Origin of the sequence: Solibacillus sp. FSL W8-0474, from assembly GCF_038004065.1 — a bacterium.
GTDB lineage: Bacteria > Bacillota > Bacilli > Bacillales_A > Planococcaceae > Solibacillus > Solibacillus faecavium.
On the sequence record NZ_JBBOQJ010000001.1, the window covers coordinates 1,342,495 to 1,366,500 of the forward strand.

Below are 24,006 nucleotides of genomic sequence, written 5' to 3' on the forward strand. Positions count from 1 at the left end.
CAGGTGGGGGATTATTAAATGGCGCAACCAGATTATATTATTATTGAAGCAGAAGAAGATGGTGTACATGTAATTGGTCTAACTCGTGGTACTGATACAAAATTTCACCACTCTGAAAAGTTGGATGCTGGCGAAGTAATGATTGCCCAGTTTACTGAGCATACGTCTGCAATGAAAATTCGTGGCAAAGCTAAAATTCATTCTGCCCATGGAACAATCCAAAGTAAAAAATAATGAATACAAAAGCACAACCTATATATCATAAAAAATTTTGATTAAATGCTTTAAAACATTGAAATGGAGTAATTTCTATGAGTGCAACATCTATTATACAATCGGTTCAAACGTTACAATCAAATATTCTACAGCATGTTCATCATAGAGCATTACTTCAAAATGTTGGACAACCTACGTTACAAGAAGAACAATTGTTTTTTATTCAGTTGCCTTTTTTAAATGGGGCTGAAATGACTGACGACCATAAAGTAAGTGCAATAACTGTTGGAATTGTACATGCATCGCTTCTGGAGCATGAAAGAGTATTGGAAGTAGATGCTACAAGTAAGGAGCAGCAACTCATTGTCCTGTCGGGAGATTATTATAGCGGCCGCTATTATCAACTTCTTGCACAGTCAGGAAATATTAGATTAATTCAGAAACTGTCTAAAGGAATTGTAAATCGCTGTGAGCACCAAATTCGCATTTACGAGACACAAACCCGTTCCGTTGAGCAATGGATTCATAGTTTAACGGTAATTGAAAGCGCACTGATTTCTCAATACTATGATGTATACGGTTACAATGCCTATACTGAACTTATGGAAAACACATTGACGTTTATTCGTTTGAAAAAAGAATATGGATTGATACAGGATGCAAAACGAGGTTTCTTATATAAAGCGTTAGCTTCGGCTGATAATCCAGCTATTCTTGACTCAACAATGGAATGGCTGCATGAACAACTGATTACCCGAAAACAGCAGGTGTTGGAAGTTGTGAAGCAAAGTCATATCCACGAAGATTTAAAACATTCCATTGAGCAATACATCACTTTGTAGTGAATTTAGAAAGGTTTTGAAAAAATGGCAAAATCGAAAGAAGAACATGTTCATGAAGTGTTTGAAAACATTTCAGAAAACTACGATAAAATGAACTCCGTTATCAGCTTTCAAATGCATGTAGGATGGCGTGAAGATACGATGAAGCGTATGGCCGTTAAAAAAGGCTCCGCATGCTTGGATGTCTGCTGTGGGACTGCTGACTGGACTATTGCCCTATCAAAGGCAGTAGGTGATGAAGGTATTGTAAAAGGGCTGGACTTTAGTGAGAACATGCTGAAAGTCGGTAAGCAAAAAACAGAAAACATTCAAAACATAGAGTTAATTCATGGAAATGCAATGGAGCTTCCATTTGAAGATAATACATTCGATTATGTAACGATTGGCTTTGGTTTGCGAAACGTACCTGATTACATGAAAGTATTACGTGAAATGAATCGTGTCGTAAAGCCAGGTGGCATGGTTGTTTGTCTTGAAACATCCCAATCTGAAATTCCGGTATATCGTCAACTTTTCCGTTTTTACTTTAACTATATCATGCCGATGTTCGGGAAATTATTTGCAAAAAGCTATAAAGAATATTCATGGCTTCAAGAGTCGGCGAAAGACTTTCCGGGCATGAAAAAGCTAGCGCAAATGTTCCGTGAAGCCGGATATGAAAATGTCACATATAAACCATATAGCGGTGGGGCAGCAGCTATGCACATGGGTTTTAAAAAGAAATAATAGTGGGAGTAGGTTTTGACGGGTGGAAAAGATGAAAATCAAAATGCTATATGCGGATATCAAATCAGATATAGAAATCATCGAAAACGAATTAGAACAAGCGTTGAATTCATCTTCACACTTATTGAATGATGCCTCTATTCATTTACTGCAAGCTGGTGGTAAACGAATTCGACCAGTATTTACGTTACTAAGTGCTAAATTTGGTGACTATAATATTGAGCGAATGAAAAATATCGCCGTCCCACTGGAATTAATTCATATGGGTTCATTAGTACATGATGATGTGATTGACGATTCAGATATGCGTCGCGGGCGGGAAACGGTAAAAGCCCAGTGGAACAACCGTGTAGCGATGTATACAGGGAATTTTATATTTGCACGTGCACTGGAATACGTAACAAGCATTGAAAATCCGAGAGCACATCAAATATTAGCTAAAACAATGGTAGAACTAGTAAATGGTGAAGTCATTCAAATCGAGGATAAGTTTCGTTTAGATCAAAATTTGAAAGATTATTTCCGCCGTATTAAACGAAAAACAGCGTTGTTAATCGAATCAAGCTGTGAATTAGGTGCGGTCGTGAGCGGTGCTGATGAAAAAACAGTGCGCCACTTAAAGCGATACGGATATTTTGTAGGGATGAGCTTTCAAATAGTAGATGATATTTTAGATTTCACAGCAACAGACAAACAGCTTGGAAAACCGGCTGGAAGTGATTTAATGCAAGGAAATGTTACATTGCCGATTTTATTAATGAAGGACAATCCATTACTTGCCCCATACTTAGCAAAAGTGTCAACAACGGGACTATCGGAGCAGGAACGTCAAAATATGCTGGCACTCGTACGCAATTCTGATGCCATCAAAGAAGCAACTAAAATCAGCAATCTATACTTAAAAAAAGCTTTAAAAGAAGTAGAAGCATTACCCGATCATCCGATGAAGAAAAAATTGCGTGATATTGCTCTTTTTATGGGTAAGCGAAAATCTTGATTACAACAGCCAATATATAGCAAAATCTAATATTTGTTGCAGTTTGAGTAGGATTTTGGTAATATTTATCGGTAGGTGTAAAACCTTTTACTCAAATTTAGGGAGTGTTTATAATGGCAATCGAAAAAACATTTTTAATGGTTAAACCAGATGGCGTAGAACGTCAAGTGATTGGTGATATCGTAGATCGTTTTGAGCGTCGCGGTTTCGTAATGCGCGGAGCAAAATTAATGTCACCAACTCGTGAATTAGCTGAAAAACACTATGCAGAGCACGCTGAGCGTCCTTTCTTCGGTGAATTAGTAGACTTCATTACTTCAGGTCCAGTATTCGGTATGGTTTGGGAAGGCGAAAACGTTATCCAATTATCTCGTATCATGATGGGTGCTACAAAGCCAGAAGAATCAGCTCCTGGTACAATCCGCGGTGACTACGCTGTAACTTTATCTCACAACGTAATCCACGGTTCTGACTCTTTAGCTTCTGCTGAACGTGAAATCGGTTTATGGTTCCCAGAAGGCTTAGCTGAATAATTGATATTTTTGAAAAGCTATCACTTTTAAAGTGGTAGCTTTTTTTATATTCAGCACGAAAAATATTACCTATTAATGGTATAATAAAATCGGAATAATGAAACTATTTTCAGGATACATACGTATAAAAAATACTGATTGAAATTAGGGGGATGTTTATGTGGGTTTTAGCCGTTATTTCAGTAATGGCAGTGGGAGCGATTGCAGTCATTACCGATGCGCGCAATGAAAGCAAACGAATCGATGTAAATAAATTAACGAAAGAAATCGAGCTGGAAAAATTGCGTCTTGAAAATTATGATAAAGAAACAGAAAAGATGCGTTTGGAATTAGAACATTCAAAGCAATTATTATTAGAACATAAATAAAAGTAGTATGTATTAGAGCGATTTTTTTAGAAGGGGTGACATTCATGTTTTGGATAATGATTACAATAATTGCTGTAGTAGGAATTTTAACAGATACGTATACTAGAAATAAAAAAATTGATTTAAAACGTTTGGATAAGGAAATCGAGTTAGAAAAACTAAGACTTGAAAATTATGATAAAGAAACAGAAAAGATGAAGCTTGAATTAGAACATACAAAACAGTTATTACTCGATACACATTCAACAAGTCAATCAGGCAAGTAAAATATTAATCAAGGGAGCGTATAAACCGTATGGAAGATATTCTTATTATCTCTATTATTTTTGGCTCTGGAGCCGTTATTGCACTTACAGCAATATTAACTGCCCATAAACGATCGAGTTTAAAATTACAAATAAAGATGCTGGAAAAAGAGACACAGCTTGAACAAATCCGTTTACAAAGCTATGATTCAGAAACAGAAAAAATGAAGCTTGAGCTTGAACAGTCAAAACAGCTTTTGCTGGACAGACGCACTGAATAACCTTTATAGGTAAAAACTATTTCAGATTCAGAAATTTTCGGCTATAATAGGCATACGTTAGATGAGGGGAAAGATGGACAATGTCAGATTATGTTCAATTTATAAATGGCATTAAGCGCAAGACGGGCATTGATCTAGCTCTATATAAAGAAGCGCAGATGAAACGCCGGTTAACATCGTTATATGAAAAGAAAGGCTTCGGTAACTTCGTTGATTTTCTTTCGGCTCTGGAAAAAGATCGAGATTTGATGAATGAATTTCTGGATCGCATGACAATCAATGTTTCAGAGTTTTATCGAAATGGTAAGCGTTGGGAAGTATTGCAAAATAAGATTTTCCCGTTATTGCTGGAATCGAATAAACGGTTAAAAATATGGAGTGCGGCCTGCTCAACAGGCGAAGAGCCTTATAGCCTAGCAATGGTACTATCCCATCATCTGCCTTTATCCCAAATAAATATTTTGGCAACGGACTTGGATGAGAATGTACTCCAAAAAGCAAAATTAGGTCTATATCCTGAGCGCTCTCTTGCAGAGGTGCCAAAGCCGATACAAGCTAAGTACTTTAACCAGGAAGAACAATTCTATAAAGTTAAAGATGAGATTAAACGTACGGTTACTTTTAAGAAGCATAATTTATTGAAGGATAATTACGAATCAAATTTTGATTTAATTGTTTGTAGAAACGTAATGATTTATTTTACAGAGGAAGCTAAAGATCAAATTTACTCGAACTTCAGTAAATCATTACGATCTGGCGGAATTTTATTTGTCGGGTCAACCGAGCAAATCTTTAATCCGGCCAGATATGACTTTGAAGTTGAGGATACATTCTTTTACCGCAAAAAATAATATAGCTTGTTGAAAAATAGGAAGACTGCTGTGAAATACTTTTAAGCTACATATTAATGCGCTTTTCGTATAAAATAGCGAAAAGTGTATTTTTGTTTTATTTGCTTATAATTGTGCCGTTTCTTAGTTGGAACGTTCAGAATATTCTAAAATGACATATTAGTTAGGTGAATCAGTACTGTTATTTAGTATAAAATATGTTATAGTGAAAAATACATACTTTAGCGAGTTGAAGGGAGAAAGTGTTTAATGCGTTATTTAACAGCAGGTGAGTCACACGGACCACAACTAACAACAATTATTGAGGGGTTGCCTTCATTATTACCAATTACTGCAGAAAAGATCAATTATGATTTAAAGCGTCGTCAAGGAGGCCACGGTCGTGGACGCCGCATGCAGATTGAAACAGACACTGTAGAAATTGTATCTGGGGTTCGTCACGGAAAAACATTGGGATCTCCTGTTGCATTAGTAGTAACGAATGATGACTGGAAGCATTGGACGAAAATCATGGGGGCAGAAGAACTGCCGGAAGATATTGATCCATCTGAAATTAAGCGCCAAATTTCACGTCCACGTCCAGGACATGCGGACTTAGTAGGTGGAATGAAATATGGTCACAGAGATCTACGTAACGTATTAGAACGTTCGAGTGCCCGGGAAACAACGGTTCGCGTTGCTGTTGGATCTGTTGCAAAAGCATTGTTAAATGAACTAGGCATTTCTATTGTTGCACATGTAACTGAAATTGTCGGTATCAAAGCGGATCAGAGCTTATTGGAAGGCAAAACAGCAGACGAAATACGCACAATTGTTGAGCAAGATCCATGCTATTGTGTAGATCCGGAAGCTTCGGCAAAAATGGTGGAAGCGATTGATGAGGCAAAACAAGCAGGTGATTCCATTGGTGGTGTCGTTGAAGTTATCGTAGAAGGGTTGCCAGCCGGTATCGGTTCCTATGTACATTATGACCGTAAACTGGATTCAAAGCTTGCAGGAGCTATGTTAAGCATCAATGCATTTAAAGGTGTTGAGTTTGGAATCGGATTTGAAATGGCACGTAAAAAGGGATCTGAAGTACACGATGAAATTTTATGGGATGAAGAAAAAGGCTATACTCGTGCAACAAATCGTCTAGGCGGTCTTGAAGGTGGTATGTCTACTGGAATGCCGATTGTTGTAAGAGGAGTAATGAAGCCAATTCCTACATTATATAAACCATTGCAAAGTGTTGATATTGAAACGAAAGAGCCTTTCAAAGCAAGTGTAGAGCGCTCTGACAGCTGTGCAGTACCTGCAGCTTCAATTGTAGCTGAACATGTTATTGCCTGGGAAATCGCTAAGGCGATTGTAGAACAGTTCCATAGTGATCAGTTGCCACAGCTAAAAGCACAATTAGATGAAATGCGTCAGTATACAAAGGGGTTTTAATATGAAGATTCCAGTTCGGGCTGCATCTCATTCGTATGATGTAACGATTGGGAAAGGCATATTGAAAGAAGCAGTGACAGCACTTAACTACTTATTTGCAAAAGCAGATAAAATTGTAGTGCTGACAGATGAAAATGTTTGGAGTTCACAGCAGCATTATTTTGAAGCTAATTTCCCGTATGAGTACCATCTCCATGTAATGCCTGCCGGGGAAACGTGTAAAAGCTTTGAAAACTATAATGCCGTACAAACATTTTTATTGGAACAAAAATGTACACGAAAGTCTCTTATAATTGCTTTTGGTGGCGGTGCAGTAGGTGATTTGGCAGGATTTGTTGCCGCGACTTATATGCGAGGCATTCCGTTTGTCCAAGTGCCGACTACGATTTTGGCGCATGATTCAGCGGTTGGAGGGAAGACAGCCATTAACCATGCTCTCGGGAAAAATATGATTGGTGCATTTTATCAGCCGGAAGCTGTCATTTATGACATTACGTTTTTACATAGTTTGAGTGAAAAAGAAGTACGCTCAGGGATGGCAGAAGTAATTAAGCATGCTTTAATTTCAGATGCGCAATGGGTTGAGGAACTTTTGGAAGGCGATTTTGTAACGAAACTTCCAGAAGAGACGTTAGTTAACTATTTAGCGCACGGCATACAAGTAAAAGCAACGATTGTAGAGCAGGATGAGACAGAACAATCTGTACGTAAATTTTTAAATTTAGGTCATACTTATGGGCATGCAATTGAAGCTGCAGCAGGCTATGGTCGAGTGGCACATGGCGAAGCAGTCATGATTGGTCTTCTGTATACATTACTTTTAAGTGAACAATACGGTAAGGTAAACCATCAATTTACGAAGCGCTTTTTACAGTTTGCCCTAGAAAACGGTTATCCTTTTGAAGCGGTTCATGACTTTACATTCGAACAGTTAACTGAGTATTTATTAAAAGATAAAAAAGCAGACTACGGACAATTACAGTTCGTATTGCTTGATACAATCGGTCATCCATTCGTTCAGAAAGTTGAACTTGAAAAATGTGAACAGATTGACCAACAATTAAGAGCATTACTGGCGGAGGTGCAACAATGATTCGTGGAATACGTGGGGCAATAACGATTGCTGAAGATAAAGCTGAATACGTATGGGGTGAAACAGCAAGACTTGTAAAAGAAGTTGCTAAGCAAAACAATATTGAACCGGAAAATATTGCATCCGTTACAATATCAACAACACCCGATATCCACTCTGCCTTTCCTGCAAAGTCAGTACGCACAATGCCTGGGTGGCAGTTTGTACCGATCATGTGTATGCACGAGATGGATGTACCTGGTGCATTGCCATTATGTATACGTGTTTTATTGCATGTTAATACAGATATACCGCAACATGAAGTCCGTCATGTTTATTTAGAGGATGCGGTAAAGTTACGACCAGATTTAGTGAAATAATCGCCAGTTAGAGGAGACGTTAACGATGAAGTGGAAACAACAGTTATTTGGCATGAAAGCTTATCAACCGGGAAAACCGATTGATGAAGTAAAAAAACTTTTCGGATTGGATGAAGTTTTTAAGCTTGCTTCCAACGAAAATCCCTTTGGCAGTTCTCCAAAGGTGCAACAATTTTTACAGGAGCAACAAACAAATCATGCGATATATCCGGATGGCTATGCACAAAGCTTACGCACATCTTTAGCGAATTTTTATAGTGTTGCGGAAAATGAATTGATTTTAGGGAATGGTTCCGATGATTTAATTGCTATTATAACGCGTGCATTATTATATCCAGGCGTTAATACCGTGATGGCAGATTTATCGTTTTCCCAATACTGGCATAATGCAGATATTGAAGGAGCAGAAGTACGTAAAGTACCTTTAAAAGAAGGTGTTCATGACTTGGATGCGATGCTGGCGGCTATTGATGAAAAAACATCAGTCGTTTGGGTATGCAATCCGAATAATCCTACAGGAACAATTGTGACAGATGAAGACTTAAGTGCGTTTTTAGCGAAAGTGCCTGAAGATGTTTTTGTAGTGTTGGATGAGGCTTATATTGAGTATGTCAATGATCCATCTTATAAGGATACACTGCATTATTTCCGTGAATATCCGAATTTAATTTTACTTCGCACGTTTTCAAAAGCTTACGGTTTGGCATCATTCCGTGTGGGATATGGCATTGCACAGCCGGAAGTTATTGCGAAGTTGGATCCAGTACGCGCACCATTTAACAATACAGTGTTAAGCCAACAGGTTGCGCAAATTGCTTTACAAGATCAGGAGTTTATTGAAAGCTGTCGTGTGGCAAATGAAATCGGCAAAAAACAGTATGTGGCATTTTGTGAGCGTCATGGATTGAACTATTTCCCGTCTCAAACGAACTTTATTATGTTTGAAGTGAAGGCTGATAGTAACGTAGTCTTTGAAGAAATGATGAAGCGCGGATTTATTATCCGCAGTGGTGCTGCACTTGGTTTAGAAGGTTATATACGAGTTACGATTGGGACAGAAGCTCAAAATGCGAAGTTTTTACAGTTACTTGAAGATGTATTAACAGAACAAGGAGTATTTGCATGACACGTAATGTTTTCGTAATCGGACTAGGGCTAATCGGCGGTTCAGTTGCGTTAGCTCTTCAAAAGGCTCCGCGTACGAAAGTGTATGGCTATGACTACCATGAACAAACGAGACAATTAGCTAGCACATTAAAGGTTGTACACGAAGTTGTAGAAGATCCAGCTGAATTTGCAAAAGAGGCAGATGTTATTATTTTTGGTACACCAGTAAACGTGACACTCCAGTTTATGGAGCAGTTAAAATCATGGGAATTGAAAAAAAGTGTCATTATTACTGATACGGGTAGTACGAAGACACAAATTATGGACAAGGCAAAAGAACTGAAAGAACTAGGCATTACGTTTATCGGCGGTCATCCGATGGCAGGCTCGCATAAAAGTGGGATTACTGCTGCGAGGCCTTATTTATTAGAAAATGCCTATTATATGCTAACACCAAATGAAGGCGAAGAAATCGAAAAGCTAGCAATGCTTGATAATTTGCTGAAGTTTACGTTAGGGAAAATGGTTGTTGTGGATGCTAAAATCCATGATCATATGACTGCTGTTGTTAGCCATTTTCCACATATCATAGCTGCTTCACTTGTACATCAACTGAATTTTGAAAAGAAAGCCTATCCGATGACATCTTCATTGGCAGCGGGAGGTTTCCGTGATATTACGCGTATTGCTTCATCTAATCCTGCATTATGGCGTGATATTACACTACAAAATCGAAAAGAGCTTGTCGGGCAGCTCGATACATGGCTTGAAGAAATGAATCGTGTTCGTCAATTATTGGATAATGGTGATGAAAATGCAATTGAAGCATATTTCAGCGATGCGCGGGACGTTCGTGACAGCCTGCCAATCGCAAACGGTGCATTATATATGCCTTATGATTTATATGTAGATATTCCGGATTATCCAGGTGTTATTTCGGAAGTGACGGGCTTTTTGGCAGAAGATAATATTAGTATTACAAATATACGTATTGTCGAAACAAGGGTAGACGTATTCGGTATTTTAGTAATAAGCTTCCAGACAAATGAAGACCGTGAGCGTGCAGCACAATGTATCGCACATAAGGCAAAGTACGATACGTATATTTCATAAAGGACACATCTCGCTTTTTGAAGGCGGGATGTATTTTTCTAAGGAGGGGTTCGGAGCATGAGTTCAAAAACGTTACAATATGAACAGGTGTCATTACAAGGGAATATTACAGTACCGGGGGATAAGTCTATTTCACATCGCGCGGTTATGTTCGGCTCAATTGCAAAAGGCAGAACAACGGTAACCGGCTTTTTATTAGGTGAAGATTGCTTGAGCACGATTGACTGTTTTAAAAAGTTGGGAGTCGAAATTGAAGTAGACGGAACAAATGTGACAATCGATAGTCCAGGTATTGATAATTGGACAGAACCGAAAGAAGTATTATACACAGGGAATTCAGGAACAACTACACGATTAATGCTCGGCATTTTATCAGGTACCTCGCTACATACAGTTATGACAGGTGATTCTTCAATTGGAAAACGTCCAATGCGCCGTGTGGCTGATCCGCTTCGTTTAATGGGCGCACAAATTGCAGGACGTGAAAACGGGCAATATACACCTCTCGCGATTCAAGGTGGTCCATTACAAGCGATTGATTACACAATGCCTGTAGCAAGTGCACAAGTAAAGTCAGCCATTCTATTAGCAGGGCTTCGGGCACAAGGGACGACGATTGTACGTGAAAGCGAAGTATCCCGTGACCATACAGAGCGTATGCTACGTCAGTTTGGTGCAAACGTAACGGTGAAAGACGGGGTTGTATCATTTGAAGGTGGACAACAGCTAACGGGTACGCATGTGAACGTACCGGGCGATATATCATCAGCAGCCTTTTTCTTAGTCGCAGGCGCCGTAACGAGTAATAGCCGTATTGTACTGGAAAACGTAGGTGTCAATGAAACTCGGGACGGAATCTTACAAGTGCTTCAAAATATGGGTGCCAATATGACACTCGAGATTGATGATGCCAATGCAGCCGAGCCTACTGCAACAATTACTGTTGAATCATCACAACTTAAAGGCACAGTGATTGAAGGGGCAATTATCCCTCGTCTAATCGATGAAATTCCAATTATCGCTCTGTTGGCAACACAAGCAGCAGGTAAAACGATTATTAAAGACGCCGAAGAACTAAAGGTAAAAGAAACAAACCGCATTGATGCCGTTGTGAATGAGCTGAAAAAACTGGGTGCCAATATTGAAGCAACAGATGACGGAATGATTATTGAAGGTCCAACGAAATTAACTGGAGCTTCCTTAAAAACATACGGTGATCACCGAATCGGTATGATGGGTGCTGTCGCTGCATTAATTGCAAACGGGGAAGTTACACTGGATGACGCAGACTGTATCGCGGTTTCCTACCCTTCATTTTTTGAACACCTGAATAGATTATCTAAATAAAAGGAAAGCGGCAAAATTGTCGCTTTTTTTATTATTTCTCCTTTGTATATATACGTAAAATTTGAAGGAATGAAATATCGGTTTTCCAAGTGCCTATAACTGAACTAAATGCTATGTATACTATAAAGTATATAAAGATTTTGAGGTATTAAAATTCCAAAAAATAAAAAGCATTGAAATGACGAAACGGTCAGAGAATTATGAAGTGGCATGTATACTATATGAAAATAATTAATAATCCATTAAGTTGTCTCTAGTTTAAGTTGTATAGCTAGGGGCAATTTTTTTACAAACATGATTTTTAGGAAGGTTTAAATGCTTGTTTTCAATAAATAATGATATATGTTAAAGCTTTTCCTTGAGAACCGCGAATCAGTCATGTAGCATAAATATTGAAAACAAAAGAAAAAGGTGAACGACTTATGGAACAATTACTACAGGCGATTCAAGAAGGTAATTTAGAGCAAGTAAATACTCTTCTTGAATCATTTTTAATGGAGGCTGAACCAGCAGCACAATATGAAATTGCCGAGGCACTTATGCATTATGGATTTTTAAATGAAGCAGACAAAGTTTTCGAGCATTTACAATTTTTATTTCCCGAGGAAGCTCAGATTTCAATTGATCGCGCAAGTGTTTTAATTGAAATGGGAGAAGAGGATAATGCGCTTGATTTGTTGATGGGTATTGCAGATGATGCACCCGAATATCCACAGGCACTTTTAGTTTTAGCGGATTACTATCAAATGCAAGGATTATTTGAAGTAGCAGAACAACGTATTAATGAAGCATTACAGATTTTGCCTCATGAGCCTTTATTACAATTTGCAAAAGCAGAATTATTATTCGAAACTGGGAGATTTTCTGAAGCAGTACGTATATATGAAGAACTCTATACTGTTGACAAAAAATTTGCTGGTATAATATTAGCCCAACGCCTTGCAGAAGTTTACCGTGCCGGAGCAGGGTATGAAAGAGCGTTGGATTATTATATGGAGGCATTGGAAGAAGAAGTAACTGCAGATTTACTGTTTGGCTCAGCTTATGCGGCATTCCAAACGGAAAAATATGAACTCGCTATAAAACAACTGGAAGATTTAAAGGAGTTAGATCCGGATTATTTCTCAGCCTACTTATTGTTGGCGGAAAGCTATGCAATGCTTGAAGACAATGAGCGAGCATTGAAGACCATAAAAGAGGGCTTGAAACGCGATGAGTATGACAAGTCACTGTATTTATTTGCAGGAAAGATGGCGATAAAAAACAGTATGATACAGGAAGCAACTGAATATCTACACGAAGCGATTGCGCTAGACCCAGAATATATGGAGGCAATTTTAATATTGATGTCTGTATATAGTACAGAACAGCGCTTTGAAGAAATTATTGCACTATATGAACAGCTACAACAAAATGAATTTGAATGGGTTTCGCTCTATCCGTTTGTTGCCAATGCCTATAATGAAGAAGAACAGTTTGAAAAAGCATACGAAATTTATAAAGAGGCATATACTGAATTTAAAGATGATGTTGAATTCTTGGAGAAATATTATCTGTTTTTAGTTGAGGATGGTAAGCGTGAGGAAGCAAAAAAAGTTGTGGAGCGACTTGTACAATTACAACCTTCAGAACAACAATGGACTGATTTATTAGAACGCTTTGAGTAAAGGGAGGATTGCATGTTGACCTATTTCGTACCACTGAATGATAAAAAGCTATTCATCAGATGGTTTTTGAAAAATTTCCAATTAAAAAGGCGTGAAGGGGTATGGATTTTAAATTACTTATTAAGTAATGATGAATTGTTGGAAAATGTTCACTTCGTTGATGAGGCACACTATTGTCCACGGTCTATCGTTATGTCGACAATTGAGACGACGAGTATCCCTTTTAGATTTTATAAAGAAAATATTATGACATCTGATGCTGAAAAAGCCTTTCATGATTTACGTATTAATGCAAATGAATCTATTTATTTTCAACTGAATTTTCCTAGCATTCCGCCAGAGCCTTTATATTTGGCGGTGCTGGAGGAAAATCCATATGTACCTAAAGACTTGTTTATAAGCGAAAAAGATCGTTTAGCAGCGCAGCGATTGCTGGAGAATAGCGTATTGGAGTTTCAGGAGCAACAGCTTTTAAAAGAGATTGATGAGGCGCTGGATGCAGGAGATAAAGACCGCTTTTTTGAGTTATCAAATTTACTACAGGCGTTGAAATATACGAAGTGAATATAACTATTAAAAAAATACTTATTGCCTATTTTCGTAGTATTCAAAAGACCTAGGAGGAATGAAAATGAATTTTAAAGTGACAGATATAGAACAATTTCAAGCACAAAAGCAATTTATTGATACCGCTATTGTTCCTCTTTTACAATTGGATTTTACAGAACAAGGAATGAAACAAAGCAGTTCTGCTGCAGAATATTTAATGTCTTTAACGAATTTTATAGAACAGCAATTCAAAGGACGTCTTATGCTATTCCCCCCGTTTTCCTATACGGTTAGCACAAAATCTGAAGCTTTGCCTACGTCAATCGAACAAGAATTAAAGAATGCGGGATTTAAATCTATCATTTTTGTAACTTGTGACCATAGTTGGACAGAATTTAAAGAATTTTTAAATATTATTTGGCTTCCTTCAATCCCCCTTGAATCTATGGATAAATCAGTAAAACAACGTATATTGGAAGATCAATTGAAACAAGTTATACCAACTTTGACAAAAATTTGGGTATAATTGCACTCTATTTGTTTCATTAAATGTTCACAATCTACACATATGGAAATGAATGCTATATTGACCAACTTATTCAGTTGATATATCATAGATATGTCCTAGTTATTTACTATTTTTAAAAGTATATGTCCGTTGGACTGACCTTTTAGTAAGAGGGGGGAAAAGGATGAGTAAGAATCGAGTTACAAGACGTCAATTTTTAACGTATACGATTACTGGCGTAGGTGGATTTATGGCTGCAGGTATGTTAATGCCAATGGTTCGTTTTGCAATTGACCCAATTCTTCAAACGAAAGAAGAAGGAGATTTTGTACAAACAAGCAAAAAAGCTGCTGAAATTACAGAAGTTCCAGTAAAAGTTGACTTCTCGTATGAACAAACAGATGGTTGGTATAAATCAGAGGTTGCCGATGCAGCTTGGGTTTACAAAGAAGGCGATCAAATCGTCGCAATATCACCTGTATGTAAGCATTTAGGTTGTACTGTAAACTGGGCAAGTGATCCAACACACCCAGATCAGTTCTTCTGTGCATGTCACGCGGGACGTTATGAGAAATCAGGTGTAAACGTAAAAGGTACACCGCCACTTGGACCACTAGATATGTTTGAAGTGTCAGAAAATGATGGTTTCTTAATGCTTGGGAAAAAAATCGCAAACACACACAGTAACTAAATAAGTTAGGGGGTACGACACAGTGCTAAATAAAATTTATGATTGGGTCGATGAACGTTTAGATATTACTCCTATTTGGCGTGATATTGCCGACCACGAAGTGCCAGAGCACGTTAACCCTGCCCATCACTTTTCAGCATTCGTTTACTGTTTCGGGGGATTGACTTTCTTCATTACAGTTATTCAAATTCTATCAGGTATGTTCTTAACGATGTACTATGTACCAGACGTAGAAAATGCTTGGAAATCAGTTTATTATTTACAAAACGAAGTAGCGTTCGGTGAAATCGTTCGTGGTATGCACCATTGGGGGGCATCTCTAGTAATCGTTATGATGTTCTTACATACACTTCGCGTATTCTTCACAGGTTCGTATAAAAAACCTCGTGAGTTAAACTGGTTAGTTGGTGTAGGTATTTTTGCAATTATGTTAGGTTTAGGCTTCACAGGTTATTTATTACCATGGGATATGAAAGCGTTATTTGCAACTAAAGTAGGTATCGAAATTGCTGCATCTGTTCCGTTTTTAGGAGAAATAATAAAAACACTTTTAGCTGGGGATTCTACAATTATTGGTGCGCAAACATTAACTCGTTTCTTTGCAATTCATGTATTCTTCTTACCAGCAGCACTATTTGCTTTATTGGCAGTTCACTTTATTATGATCCGCCGCCAAGGTATTTCAGGACCTCTATGATCTGAAACTAATTGTATGATTTTTTAAGGAGGGGACACTATGCAACGCGGAAAAGGTATGAAGTTCGTAGGGGATTCACGTGTTAAAGCGAATAACCGTATGCCGAACGTGCCGAAAGATTATACCGAATATCCAGGGAAAACAGAAGCTTTCTGGCCTGACTTCTTATTAAAAGAATGGATGGTTGGTGCAGTTTTCTTAATCGGTTATTTACTATTAACTGTCGCACATCCTTCACCACTAGAGGGTCCGGCAGATCCAACTAATGCATCTTATATTCCGTTACCGGACTGGTATTTCTTATCGATGTACCAATTATTAAAATATACTTATGCATCTGGGCCATATAATGTAATTGGAGCTATGGTTATCCCAGGTATTGCATTCGGTGCATTAGCATTAATACCATTTTTAGATACAACACCTGAACGTCGTCCGTCAAAACGTCCATTACCGACAGCTTTCATGTTGTTAGCAGTAGCAGCACTTATTTATACAACTTGGGAATCTGTAGAAGCAACTGATTGGGATGCGGTTGATGCACAAGGTGAAATTACGGATAAACATTTAGGGCTATTGCCTGATGTTGAAGTCGACGAAACTTCTGAAGGCTATGAAATTTACCAAGCACAAGCTTCATGTATTGGCTGTCACGGTGGAGACTTAGCTGGTGTATCAGGACCAATGCTTTTAGGTAATGAATTAACAGCAGAAGAAGTACAAGAAGTAATTGTAAATGGTCGTGGTGGTATGCCAGCAGGAACATTTACAGGTACTGATGAAGAGCTTCAAGTTTTAGCTGAATTTATTGCTGGATTAAAAGAAGCAGAATAATAATATTTAATTTAGAGAGGGTCAGAATTCTGACTCTCTTTTTTTGATAGATTACTAGAAATATATTAATTAGAGTCTAAGATTTCTGTTGCTTGGCAGCAAAGATTCTTTATTCAAAATTAAAGGAAAATTTTGCTTCTCGCCTAAAGCATGTTTATAATAAAAGACGTACATTGTTTATGTAAGTTGCACAAAATACATATGAAATGAAGATTTATTAGGAAAAGAAGGAGAAAAAATGAAAGCATATATCATGCAATTATGGTATTTAATGAACCATCGTGCCTTTTTAAGCTTATTACTTGTTGTTAACTTATTCGGTACAATTTACGGATATTATTGGTATAAAGGGCAGCTTGCAGCTACAGATCCGATTTATTACATTTTCGTTCCAGATTCTCCAACTGCGAGTTTATTTTTCTGCTTTGCCATTATTGGGTGGCTATTAGGGAAAAACTATAAACTAATGGAAGTGCTAGCACTTATTACGCTCATTAAATATGGCTTATGGGCTGTTGTAATGAATCTTCTTACATTGGCGGAAACCGGGGAATTAGGAGCAGCTGGGTGGATGCTTGTGGCATCGCATTTCTTAATGGCTGTTCAGGCAGTTTTATATTTACCGAAATACCGATTTAAAATGTGGCACGTGATGGTTGGTGCCATTTGGACGCTGCATAATGACGTGATTGACTATTTATTTGGTCAAATGCCGTTTTACCGTGTGATCAACCAATATCCAAGTGAAATTGGCTACTTCACATTTTGGCTATCTATTGCATGTATAATGCTCGCTTTTTTGGAAAGTCGCAAGCGCGAATATTTGCAACAACAGTAAAAAGCCTTTAAAATTAAAGAGAATTGAAGATATAGAAAGGGAGTTCGGAAATGGGAATGTATATCGTTTATTTTATCATCATTATGCTCTTGCCGTTGTACGCACAAATGAAGGTAAAAAGTACGTATAAGAAATTTGCAAAAGTGTCTGCTGAAAAGGGTATGACAGGGGCGCAAGTAGCACGTTACATTTTAGATCAGCACGGCTTAACAGATGTGCGTGTCGTGCCAACACAAGGTTATTTAGCGGACCACTACAATCCCGCAACTAAAACAGTTGCGTTATCAGAAGACAACTATTACAACTCTTCGATCGCAGGTACAGCTGTAGCAGCGCACGAAGTAGGTCATGCGATGCAACATGCGGATGCATATTCGTTTTTAACATTACGTTCAAAATTAGTGCCATTGGCTAGTTTCTCTTCAAATATGTCATGGATTTTCGTGTTAATTGGTATTTTTTCATCTTTATCAGGTTTCCTATTGCTAGGTATTGCGTTATTAGCAGCAGGTGTTGTATTCCAATTAGTTACATTACCAGTCGAATTTGATGCATCAAAACGAGCTATGAACGAAGTCGTTTCTTTAGGGATTATTAACAATACGGAAGAACGTTCTGCACGTAAAGTATTAAATGCAGCAGCAATGACATATGTTGCAGCAGCAGCTGTAGCAGTAATGGAGCTATTACGTTTAATCTTAATTTACACTGGTATGACTTCAGACGATTAATAAAGAAAACTGGCCGGAACATATTAAGTTCCAGTTCACGAAAAAAAGCAATTGCTCGGTGCAATTGCTTTTTTTGTTCCTCCATTTATTTGGAGGTTATCCCATTATTTATTCATTTTAATCTAGTGGTTGTTTTTTATCGTCTAATGTAAAGCCTTCACCGGACACATCATGAACGTCCATAATCGTAACAAACGCATGAGGGTCAATAGAATGAACAATGGATTTTAATCTTACAAGCTCACTACGTGAAACGACACAATAGAGAACATTGCGGTGTTCTTTCGTAAAGTGACCATGTCCATCAAAAATCGTTACACCACGATCCATATTTTTTGTAATTAAATCTGCAATCTCATCAGAGTGTAAAGAAATAATAAATGCACCTTTTGCTGAATAAGCACCTTCCTGAACGAAGTCAATCACCCGACCTCCTACATAGACAGCTACTAATGTATACATCATCGACCTTGCATCTAAAAACGTCATCCATGAAAAGATAATAACAAAAAAATCAAAGCCGAACATCGTTTTCCCCATGCTCCAGCCGAAATATTTATTGGCAAGTCGAGCTAAAATATCTACTCCACCCGTTGTCCCGCCAAAGCGGAAAACAATACCTAAACCGATACCGACAAATACCCCTGCGAATAAGGACACGAGAAATAAATCATCCTTCAAGTTCATGTTAAATTCATAGATTTGAAAGATTTTCAAAAAAACAGATACGCCAATCGTGCCGATTAATGTATAGATAAACGACTTTTTCCCGAGCAATTTCCAACCAAGAATAAACATTGGTATATTTAATAGTAAATTCATTAATGCTGGGTCCCAATTTAGTGTAAAATATAAAATAAGTGTAATACCACTAAATCCGCCTTCTCCTAGCTGGTTTTGCATATTAAAATGTACAAAGCCAAAACTAAAGATAGCGGAACCAATGAGGATCCCGATGATATTTTTTATTTTTATTCCTTGCATTGTCATCCTCCTATAATCTATTGTGAAAGAAAATATGTGTCGAAGCAGGAAAAAGGCTACATCGTTTATTATGTTGGATTTCGATGTATTTGACAACAGTGGGCTAAAACGAATCATTATTAGCGCCTGTGAACATATTATTGAAAACTAATTAGGATTATAGTCAAAAAAATAATGAAATACTGCATTAACTAAAGTTCAAAGGAGTTTTATGTAATGACAATTAAAGTCGCAATTGCTGGTGCACGAGGTAAAATGGGTATGGAGGCAGTTCATACGATAATTAAAAATGATGGAATGGAATTGGTTGCTGCCCTGGATTACAAAGACGTCGGCACAACGTTAGGAGAATTGGATGAGTTTCCAAAACAATATGAAGTTCCAATTTATACGAATTTCCCGGAACTTGTACGAGATACAAAGCCGGATGTGCTTGTCGATTTAACAAATCCACATTTCGTTTTTGAAAGAACTAAACAAGCATTATTACATAATGTAAGACCAGTTGTTGGGACAACAGGTTTTACAGATGAGCAGCTTGAGGAATTACAGCAATTAGCAAAAGATAAACAATTAGGCTGTATTATTGCCCCGAATTTTGCTATTGGTGCAATATTAATGATGAAATTTGCTAAAGAGGCTGCGAAGTATTTCCCGGATGTCGAAATCATTGAAATGCATCACGATCAAAAGCTGGATGCGCCATCTGGTACTGGAATTAAAACGGCCCAAATGATTAGTGAAGTAAGAAACACTAAAGAACAAGGGCATCCGGATGAAAAAGAAACACATACTGGTGCAAGAGGTGCAAACATTGAAGGCATGCATGTTCATTCCGTTCGCCTACCTGGTTTAGTGGCGCATCAACAAGTTTTGTTTGGTGGGACAGGTGAATTATTAACAATCCGTCATGATTCTTTAAATCGAGGTAGCTTTATGGGTGGAGTTACATTTAGTATTGAAAAAGTTATGAATTGTAATACATTAATATACGGATTAGAGAACATCATTTAGAAATGAGATGAAATTTATGAAAATTGCATTAATTGCACATGATCGAAAAAAAGACAATTTAATTCAATTTGCCATTGCATATCGGGATATTTTGGAAGAACATGATCTGTATGCGACAGGTACTACTGGTACAATGATTGAGGCTGAAACAGGACTTAACATTACAAAATTCCGTTCGGGTCCATTAGGAGGGGACCAACAAATTGGTGCCATGATAGCGAACAATGATATGGATATGGTTTTTTTCTTCCGTGACCCATTGACTGCACAGCCACATGAGCCGGATGTAATGGCATTAGTGCGATTATGTGATTTATATCATATTCCCCTTGCGACAAATATGGGGACTGCAGAAATTTTACTAAAGGGTTTGCAGGAAGGCTTTGTCGATTGGCGCATTTTAGCGGAACGCAGAAAATAGTGAATAAAGTAATCATGCTAAAGCATAATTGCGGTAAAATATTTACTAACGAAAGTTAATCGTATTGTTGAGAGGATGGGGAGACTAATGAAAAAACTTAAAATTGGTATTACATGTTACCCGACAGTTGGAGGTTCTGGTGTTATCGCCACAGAACTTGGAAAGATGCTAGCGGAACGGGGACATGAAATTCACTTTATTACATCGAGCGTACCATTTCGGCTTAATAAAATTTATCCAAATGTTTTTTTCCATGAAGTTGAAGTAAATAATTACTCAGTATTTCAATACCCACCATACGATATTGCATTAGCAAGTAAAATGGCCGATGTTATTAAGGAAGAAAAACTAGATATATTACATGTACATTATGCAATTCCTCATGCTGTTTGTGCCGTTTTGGCAAGACATATGAGTGGTGAGAATTTTGGCATCGTTACAACTCTTCATGGGACGGATATTTCAGTTTTAGGTGAAGATTCGACATTAGCTCAGGCAATTAAATATGGAATTGATTGTTCGGATGCTGTTACCGCCGTTTCTGAATCACTAAAACAGCAGACATATGCCTTAATAGATACGAAACAGAAAATCGAAACAATATATAATTTTGTCGATGACAATGTGTTTAAACCAGTAGATCCAGGAAATTTAAAAGAGCAATTTGGTATTTTGCCACATGAAAAAGTAATCATTCATATTTCGAATTTCCGCAAAATAAAAAATTTACCGGATGTTGTAGATTCTTTTTTGAAAATCCGAGAAAAAATGCCGGCTAAATTGCTGTTAGTTGGAGATGGACCTGAAAAGCATCGTGTAACCGATCTTGTTAAAGTATCGCCATATAAAGATGATATTTTATTTTTAGGGAAACAGGAAAATATTACTGAACTTTTTGCGATTAGTGATTTGAAGTTACTACTTTCTGAGAAGGAATCTTTTGGCTTAGTACTATTAGAGGCAATGGCATGTGGAGTTCCTGGAATCGGTACAGCAATTGGTGGTATTCCGGAAGTGATTAATCATGGAGTGAATGGCTATTTAGTTCCTCTTGGCGATACTCAATCGGTCGCTGATTATGCGGTCGAATTATTGCAGGATGAAGTAAAACATGCAGCATTCAAACTGGCAGCATTACAGGCAGTACGTGAACAATTCCACGAATCGAAAATGGTAGAACAATACGAGCGAATTTATGAAAGAGTGGTTCAAGAAAAAAATGCACTGGCAAGCAGCTAAGAAAGTCATCAATACGATAGAGCAGGCAGGATTTGAAGCGTATATAGTAGGTGGGGCAGTCCGCGATTATTATTTAAAAAAAGAGAATAATGATGTTGATATTGCGACAAGCGCATTACCAGAAGAAGTTCAGGCGATTTTTACCCATACAATAGACGTAGGGATAGCCCATGGTACTGTGCTTGTCCTTGATTTTGGGGAACCGATTGAAGTGACGACATATCGAACTGAATCAGGTTATAGCGATCACCGCCGTCCGGATGCCGTTCATTTTGTCCGCAACTTAAAAGAAGATTTAAAGCGTCGTGATTTTACGATGAATGCTATGGCACTTAGCAAATCAGGTGACTATATTGATTATTATAATGGACGTCAGCATATTGATAATAAAGTAATTTGTGCTGTCGGTGAGCCACTTCAGCGATTTGAAGAGGACGCGCTTCGAATGCTGCGCGCTGTCCGATTTGCTTCACAGCTCCAATTCTCGATTGAACATCAAACTTTGCAGGCCATTCATCAAAAAGCATCTACCATCTCATATATTTCAATCGAACGAATTCAAGTGGAGCTTTCAAAAATTTTTACATCCAAACATACCCAAATGGGAATTGAGTATATTGAAAATACATCATTAAGCAACTATTTACCTGGTAAATTCAATCATCATAGTTGGACCGGGTTTGACTCAGAAGATCGGCAAGTTGGATGGGCATACTTTTGTCTAGTAAATGAAAGTGACCTTTCTTTACTTACGGCGTATCGCTGTTCAAACAAGGATAAACTGTTTACAAAAAGTGTTTTAGGTGCGTATGGATGCTTACTAAATGGTATGTCGCCGATTGATTTATTGCGCTATGATTTATCTGTTTTAGAAACTGCATGCCAATTTGCAAAATGGCAAAATAATGTTCTGCCTTTTTCTTTTGATAATTTAGTTTATCGAAAAAGCGCATTACCGATACAGCATGTAAATGAACTTGCTTTTTCCGGCAGAGATCTAATGGAGTGGTCTTCAAAAAAGCGTGGCGCGTGGATTAAAAGGACTTTGGATGCGGCGATTTTGGCTGTCTTAAACAGAGAAGTAGAAAATGATAAACAACAATTAAAGGAATGGTTTCATGCATTTCACGATGAAGGATGAAATATTAAAACGTTTTTTAAATGCGAACGGAGAACCGATTTCAGGGCAAGTGTTAGCAGATGAGCTTCAAGTATCAAGAACGGCTATTTGGAAACACCTGCAAACATTGAAGCAAGAAGGCTATGAGTTTGAAACGGTAAAAAAAAGAGGTTATAAGCTTGTGACAGTACCGGATAAAGTCGATATGGGTCAATTACAACAATTTTTAAAAACAGACCGATATGGTCGACAGGTGCATTATTTTGAAAGTGTAGAATCAACACAGTTAGTTGCCCATGAGCTTGTAAGAGAAGGTGCGCCTGATGGCACGGTTATAATTGCAGAGCATCAAACAGCAGGACGTGGACGCATGATGCGTGAATGGGAATCATCGGAAGGGAAAGGAATCTGGATGACGATTATCATTCGACCTGAAATTGCCCCTCATCAAGCCCCGCAGTTTACACTTGTTACAGCTGTAGCAGTTGTAAACGCCATGAAAGCTATGTTTAAAAATTTTACTCCTGAAATTAAATGGCCGAATGATATTTTAATTAAAGGTAAAAAAACGACGGGGATTTTAACCGAGATGGTTGCAGAAGCAGATCGGATTCAGGCTTTATTAATTGGTATCGGGATCAATGTAAATCATCAAATGGATGATTTTCCTGAGTCGCTGCAGTCAATAGCAACTTCAATTGCAATTGAAGAAGGTGAACCGATTGAGCGTGTACATCTAGTCGCAAATGTCCTTGATTTTTTAGAGCACTATAGTGATATGTATGTGAAAAACGGCTTCGGTTTCATTAAAACACTATGGGAAGAGTCTTCCGGTACGATAGGGAAAAGAGTAAAAGCAACTACTTTACGGGAAGTTGTTGAAGGAGAGGCAATCAGTATAACTGAAAACGGTGTGCTTGAAATCCGTCAGGCAAACGGTGAAGTTAAAGGTATATACTCTGCTGATATCGAAATATTGTAATTAAATATGCTGTACGTTTTCTTCCAAAATTGTTATAGTAGCTCTAGGACAGTATCAACTAAGAACTGTACCTATTTTGCTAGTCTATTATAAAATTATCTGCTTTGATCTACACAAGACAGAGACGGAAGAAAACACACGCGCTGTATTTAGAATCATTTCATTCTCTTTATTTAAAAGAAAGTATGAAATGCATTTCATTTACTTACGACACTACCTTTC

29 protein-coding genes are annotated in these 24,006 nt (G+C 37.7%); 28 read left to right on the forward strand and 1 reads right to left on the reverse strand.

The genetic code is table 11. The annotated features are described in order from the left end of the window. Positions 1-18 precede the first annotated feature (18 nt). The 23 genes from mtrB to NYE67_RS06665 all read left to right on the forward strand — a co-directional run bounded on the left by mtrB (position 19) and on the right by NYE67_RS06665 (position 18,024). Positions 19-234: a trp RNA-binding attenuation protein MtrB gene (gene mtrB, locus NYE67_RS06555; protein ID WP_191698172.1), complete on the forward strand. Its 216-nt coding sequence runs from the start codon at positions 19-21 to the stop codon at positions 232-234. A gap of 77 nt (positions 235-311) precedes the next feature. Then, a complete protein-coding gene (locus tag NYE67_RS06560) occupies positions 312-1,058 on the forward strand; it encodes a heptaprenyl diphosphate synthase component 1 (RefSeq protein WP_340729528.1) in 747 nt (248 codons plus the stop codon). Between the two features lie 24 nt (positions 1,059-1,082). After that, positions 1,083-1,784 (forward strand): demethylmenaquinone methyltransferase, encoded by a 702-nt coding sequence (locus tag NYE67_RS06565; protein ID WP_340727437.1) that lies wholly within the window; start codon positions 1,083-1,085, stop codon positions 1,782-1,784. A 22-nt stretch (positions 1,785-1,806) separates the two neighbouring features. Beyond that, complete coding sequence (gene hepT, locus NYE67_RS06570; RefSeq protein WP_191698169.1) at positions 1,807-2,781, forward strand: heptaprenyl diphosphate synthase component II; 975 nt, start codon at positions 1,807-1,809, stop codon at positions 2,779-2,781. Positions 2,782-2,894: 113 nt separating this feature from the next. Further along, on the forward strand, positions 2,895-3,314 hold the full coding sequence (gene ndk / locus NYE67_RS06575) for a nucleoside-diphosphate kinase (RefSeq protein WP_191698168.1): 420 nt from the start codon (positions 2,895-2,897) through the stop codon (positions 3,312-3,314). A gap of 158 nt (positions 3,315-3,472) precedes the next feature. Continuing rightward, positions 3,473-3,682, forward strand: a complete 210-nt coding sequence (locus NYE67_RS06580; protein ID WP_340729529.1) for a hypothetical protein — start codon at positions 3,473-3,475, stop codon at positions 3,680-3,682. 44 nt (positions 3,683-3,726) lie between these two features. Further along, a complete protein-coding gene (locus NYE67_RS06585; RefSeq protein WP_340729530.1) occupies positions 3,727-3,948 on the forward strand; it encodes a hypothetical protein in 222 nt (73 codons plus the stop codon). Positions 3,949-3,977: 29 nt separating this feature from the next. Beyond that, the gene (locus tag NYE67_RS06590) at positions 3,978-4,208 is read left to right on the forward strand and encodes a hypothetical protein (RefSeq protein ID WP_191698165.1); all 231 of its coding nucleotides are present in this window, start codon (positions 3,978-3,980) and stop codon (positions 4,206-4,208) included. Positions 4,209-4,288: 80 nt separating this feature from the next. Then, the gene (locus NYE67_RS06595) at positions 4,289-5,059 is read left to right on the forward strand and encodes a CheR family methyltransferase (protein ID WP_340727440.1); all 771 of its coding nucleotides are present in this window, start codon (positions 4,289-4,291) and stop codon (positions 5,057-5,059) included. A gap of 249 nt (positions 5,060-5,308) precedes the next feature. Further along, on the forward strand, positions 5,309-6,490 hold the full coding sequence (gene aroC, locus NYE67_RS06600; RefSeq protein ID WP_340729531.1) for a chorismate synthase: 1,182 nt from the start codon (positions 5,309-5,311) through the stop codon (positions 6,488-6,490). 1 nt (position 6,491) lies between these two features. After that, entirely contained in the window at positions 6,492-7,583 is a 1,092-nt protein-coding gene (gene aroB, locus NYE67_RS06605; protein ID WP_340729532.1) for a 3-dehydroquinate synthase, read from the forward strand. Continuing rightward, a complete protein-coding gene (aroH, locus tag NYE67_RS06610) occupies positions 7,580-7,942 on the forward strand; it encodes a chorismate mutase (RefSeq protein WP_340727444.1) in 363 nt (120 codons plus the stop codon). Before aroB ends, aroH begins: the two co-directional genes overlap by 4 nt. Positions 7,943-7,967: 25 nt before the next feature. Further along, on the forward strand, positions 7,968-9,068 hold the full coding sequence (gene hisC / locus NYE67_RS06615) for a histidinol-phosphate transaminase (protein ID WP_340729533.1): 1,101 nt from the start codon (positions 7,968-7,970) through the stop codon (positions 9,066-9,068). Continuing rightward, on the forward strand, positions 9,065-10,162 hold the full coding sequence (locus NYE67_RS06620) for a prephenate dehydrogenase (RefSeq protein ID WP_340729534.1): 1,098 nt from the start codon (positions 9,065-9,067) through the stop codon (positions 10,160-10,162). The genes hisC and NYE67_RS06620 overlap by 4 nt, the downstream gene beginning before the upstream one ends. 57 nt (positions 10,163-10,219) lie before the next feature. After that, positions 10,220-11,509 carry a 3-phosphoshikimate 1-carboxyvinyltransferase gene (gene aroA / locus NYE67_RS06625; protein ID WP_340729535.1) on the forward strand — a complete coding sequence of 430 codons (1,290 nt, stop codon included), beginning with the start codon at positions 10,220-10,222 and terminating at the stop codon, positions 11,507-11,509. Between the two features lie 422 nt (positions 11,510-11,931). Beyond that, positions 11,932-13,176 (forward strand): tetratricopeptide repeat protein, encoded by a 1,245-nt coding sequence (locus tag NYE67_RS06630; protein ID WP_340727448.1) that lies wholly within the window; start codon positions 11,932-11,934, stop codon positions 13,174-13,176. A gap of 12 nt (positions 13,177-13,188) precedes the next feature. Beyond that, positions 13,189-13,740 carry a ReoY family proteolytic degradation factor gene (locus NYE67_RS06635; protein ID WP_445683006.1) on the forward strand — a complete coding sequence of 184 codons (552 nt, stop codon included), beginning with the start codon at positions 13,189-13,191 and terminating at the stop codon, positions 13,738-13,740. Positions 13,741-13,807: 67 nt separating this feature from the next. Then, the gene (locus NYE67_RS06640) at positions 13,808-14,251 is read left to right on the forward strand and encodes a YpiF family protein (RefSeq protein WP_340727450.1); all 444 of its coding nucleotides are present in this window, start codon (positions 13,808-13,810) and stop codon (positions 14,249-14,251) included. A 166-nt stretch (positions 14,252-14,417) separates the two neighbouring features. Then, entirely contained in the window at positions 14,418-14,924 is a 507-nt protein-coding gene (locus NYE67_RS06645; RefSeq protein ID WP_340727451.1) for a QcrA and Rieske domain-containing protein, read from the forward strand. A gap of 22 nt (positions 14,925-14,946) precedes the next feature. Continuing rightward, positions 14,947-15,621, forward strand: a complete 675-nt coding sequence (gene qcrB / locus NYE67_RS06650; protein ID WP_191698144.1) for a menaquinol-cytochrome c reductase cytochrome b subunit — start codon at positions 14,947-14,949, stop codon at positions 15,619-15,621. 39 nt (positions 15,622-15,660) lie between these two features. Next, a complete protein-coding gene (locus tag NYE67_RS06655; RefSeq protein ID WP_340729536.1) occupies positions 15,661-16,455 on the forward strand; it encodes a menaquinol-cytochrome c reductase cytochrome b/c subunit in 795 nt (264 codons plus the stop codon). Positions 16,456-16,693: 238 nt separating this feature from the next. Beyond that, a complete protein-coding gene (locus NYE67_RS06660) occupies positions 16,694-17,293 on the forward strand; it encodes a DUF1405 domain-containing protein (protein WP_339215761.1) in 600 nt (199 codons plus the stop codon). A gap of 50 nt (positions 17,294-17,343) precedes the next feature. Beyond that, on the forward strand, positions 17,344-18,024 hold the full coding sequence (locus NYE67_RS06665; RefSeq protein WP_191698141.1) for a zinc metallopeptidase: 681 nt from the start codon (positions 17,344-17,346) through the stop codon (positions 18,022-18,024). Between the two features lie 117 nt (positions 18,025-18,141). Here the strand turns inward: NYE67_RS06665 and NYE67_RS06670 are convergent, their stop codons facing one another. Continuing rightward, positions 18,142-19,008 (reverse strand): YitT family protein, encoded by an 867-nt coding sequence (locus NYE67_RS06670; RefSeq protein ID WP_340727453.1) that lies wholly within the window; start codon positions 19,006-19,008, stop codon positions 18,142-18,144. A 216-nt stretch (positions 19,009-19,224) separates the two neighbouring features. On the opposite strand from NYE67_RS06670, the gene dapB reads away from it, so the two are divergent. From dapB to NYE67_RS06695, 5 genes are all read left to right on the forward strand, one after another. Further along, a complete protein-coding gene (gene dapB / locus NYE67_RS06675; RefSeq protein WP_340727454.1) occupies positions 19,225-20,022 on the forward strand; it encodes a 4-hydroxy-tetrahydrodipicolinate reductase in 798 nt (265 codons plus the stop codon). A gap of 16 nt (positions 20,023-20,038) precedes the next feature. After that, positions 20,039-20,443 (forward strand): methylglyoxal synthase, encoded by a 405-nt coding sequence (gene mgsA, locus NYE67_RS06680; protein WP_340727455.1) that lies wholly within the window; start codon positions 20,039-20,041, stop codon positions 20,441-20,443. A gap of 87 nt (positions 20,444-20,530) precedes the next feature. After that, positions 20,531-21,682 (forward strand): N-acetyl-alpha-D-glucosaminyl L-malate synthase BshA, encoded by a 1,152-nt coding sequence (gene bshA / locus NYE67_RS06685; protein ID WP_340727456.1) that lies wholly within the window; start codon positions 20,531-20,533, stop codon positions 21,680-21,682. Then, positions 21,639-22,823 (forward strand): CCA tRNA nucleotidyltransferase, encoded by a 1,185-nt coding sequence (locus tag NYE67_RS06690; protein WP_340729537.1) that lies wholly within the window; start codon positions 21,639-21,641, stop codon positions 22,821-22,823. Before bshA ends, NYE67_RS06690 begins: the two co-directional genes overlap by 44 nt. Beyond that, positions 22,801-23,784: a biotin--[acetyl-CoA-carboxylase] ligase gene (locus tag NYE67_RS06695; RefSeq protein ID WP_340729538.1), complete on the forward strand. Its 984-nt coding sequence runs from the start codon at positions 22,801-22,803 to the stop codon at positions 23,782-23,784. Before NYE67_RS06690 ends, NYE67_RS06695 begins: the two co-directional genes overlap by 23 nt. Positions 23,785-24,006: the final 222 nt, after the last annotated feature.

What these genes read in the sequence shown, in the direction of transcription:
- ndk (WP_191698168.1), top strand. Translation starts at nt 2,895, where the DNA reads ATGGCAATCGAAAAAACATTTTTAATGGTTAAACCAGATGGCGTAGAA.
- aroB (WP_340729532.1), top strand. Translation starts at nt 6,492, where the DNA reads ATGAAGATTCCAGTTCGGGCTGCATCTCATTCGTATGATGTAACGATT.
- NYE67_RS06695 (WP_340729538.1), top strand. Translation starts at nt 22,801, where the DNA reads ATGCATTTCACGATGAAGGATGAAATATTAAAACGTTTTTTAAATGCG.
- NYE67_RS06565 (WP_340727437.1), top strand. Translation starts at nt 1,083, where the DNA reads ATGGCAAAATCGAAAGAAGAACATGTTCATGAAGTGTTTGAAAACATT.
- NYE67_RS06560 (WP_340729528.1), top strand. Translation starts at nt 312, where the DNA reads ATGAGTGCAACATCTATTATACAATCGGTTCAAACGTTACAATCAAAT.
- NYE67_RS06630 (WP_340727448.1), top strand. Translation starts at nt 11,932, where the DNA reads ATGGAACAATTACTACAGGCGATTCAAGAAGGTAATTTAGAGCAAGTA.
- NYE67_RS06655 (WP_340729536.1), top strand. Translation starts at nt 15,661, where the DNA reads ATGCAACGCGGAAAAGGTATGAAGTTCGTAGGGGATTCACGTGTTAAA.
- NYE67_RS06585 (WP_340729530.1), top strand. Translation starts at nt 3,727, where the DNA reads ATGTTTTGGATAATGATTACAATAATTGCTGTAGTAGGAATTTTAACA.
- NYE67_RS06660 (WP_339215761.1), top strand. Translation starts at nt 16,694, where the DNA reads ATGAAAGCATATATCATGCAATTATGGTATTTAATGAACCATCGTGCC.
- hisC (WP_340729533.1), top strand. Translation starts at nt 7,968, where the DNA reads ATGAAGTGGAAACAACAGTTATTTGGCATGAAAGCTTATCAACCGGGA.
- NYE67_RS06665 (WP_191698141.1), top strand. Translation starts at nt 17,344, where the DNA reads ATGGGAATGTATATCGTTTATTTTATCATCATTATGCTCTTGCCGTTG.
- NYE67_RS06670 (WP_340727453.1), bottom strand. Translation starts at nt 19,008, where the DNA reads ATGCAAGGAATAAAAATAAAAAATATCATCGGGATCCTCATTGGTTCC.
- bshA (WP_340727456.1), top strand. Translation starts at nt 20,531, where the DNA reads ATGAAAAAACTTAAAATTGGTATTACATGTTACCCGACAGTTGGAGGT.
- mtrB (WP_191698172.1), top strand. Translation starts at nt 19, where the DNA reads ATGGCGCAACCAGATTATATTATTATTGAAGCAGAAGAAGATGGTGTA.
- aroH (WP_340727444.1), top strand. Translation starts at nt 7,580, where the DNA reads ATGATTCGTGGAATACGTGGGGCAATAACGATTGCTGAAGATAAAGCT.
- mgsA (WP_340727455.1), top strand. Translation starts at nt 20,039, where the DNA reads ATGAAAATTGCATTAATTGCACATGATCGAAAAAAAGACAATTTAATT.
- aroC (WP_340729531.1), top strand. Translation starts at nt 5,309, where the DNA reads ATGCGTTATTTAACAGCAGGTGAGTCACACGGACCACAACTAACAACA.
- NYE67_RS06620 (WP_340729534.1), top strand. Translation starts at nt 9,065, where the DNA reads ATGACACGTAATGTTTTCGTAATCGGACTAGGGCTAATCGGCGGTTCA.
- NYE67_RS06640 (WP_340727450.1), top strand. Translation starts at nt 13,808, where the DNA reads ATGAATTTTAAAGTGACAGATATAGAACAATTTCAAGCACAAAAGCAA.
- dapB (WP_340727454.1), top strand. Translation starts at nt 19,225, where the DNA reads ATGACAATTAAAGTCGCAATTGCTGGTGCACGAGGTAAAATGGGTATG.
- aroA (WP_340729535.1), top strand. Translation starts at nt 10,220, where the DNA reads ATGAGTTCAAAAACGTTACAATATGAACAGGTGTCATTACAAGGGAAT.
- NYE67_RS06580 (WP_340729529.1), top strand. Translation starts at nt 3,473, where the DNA reads ATGTGGGTTTTAGCCGTTATTTCAGTAATGGCAGTGGGAGCGATTGCA.
- NYE67_RS06645 (WP_340727451.1), top strand. Translation starts at nt 14,418, where the DNA reads ATGAGTAAGAATCGAGTTACAAGACGTCAATTTTTAACGTATACGATT.
- NYE67_RS06635 (WP_445683006.1), top strand. Translation starts at nt 13,189, where the DNA reads ATGTTGACCTATTTCGTACCACTGAATGATAAAAAGCTATTCATCAGA.
- NYE67_RS06590 (WP_191698165.1), top strand. Translation starts at nt 3,978, where the DNA reads ATGGAAGATATTCTTATTATCTCTATTATTTTTGGCTCTGGAGCCGTT.
- NYE67_RS06690 (WP_340729537.1), top strand. Translation starts at nt 21,639, where the DNA reads ATGAAAGAGTGGTTCAAGAAAAAAATGCACTGGCAAGCAGCTAAGAAA.
- NYE67_RS06595 (WP_340727440.1), top strand. Translation starts at nt 4,289, where the DNA reads ATGTCAGATTATGTTCAATTTATAAATGGCATTAAGCGCAAGACGGGC.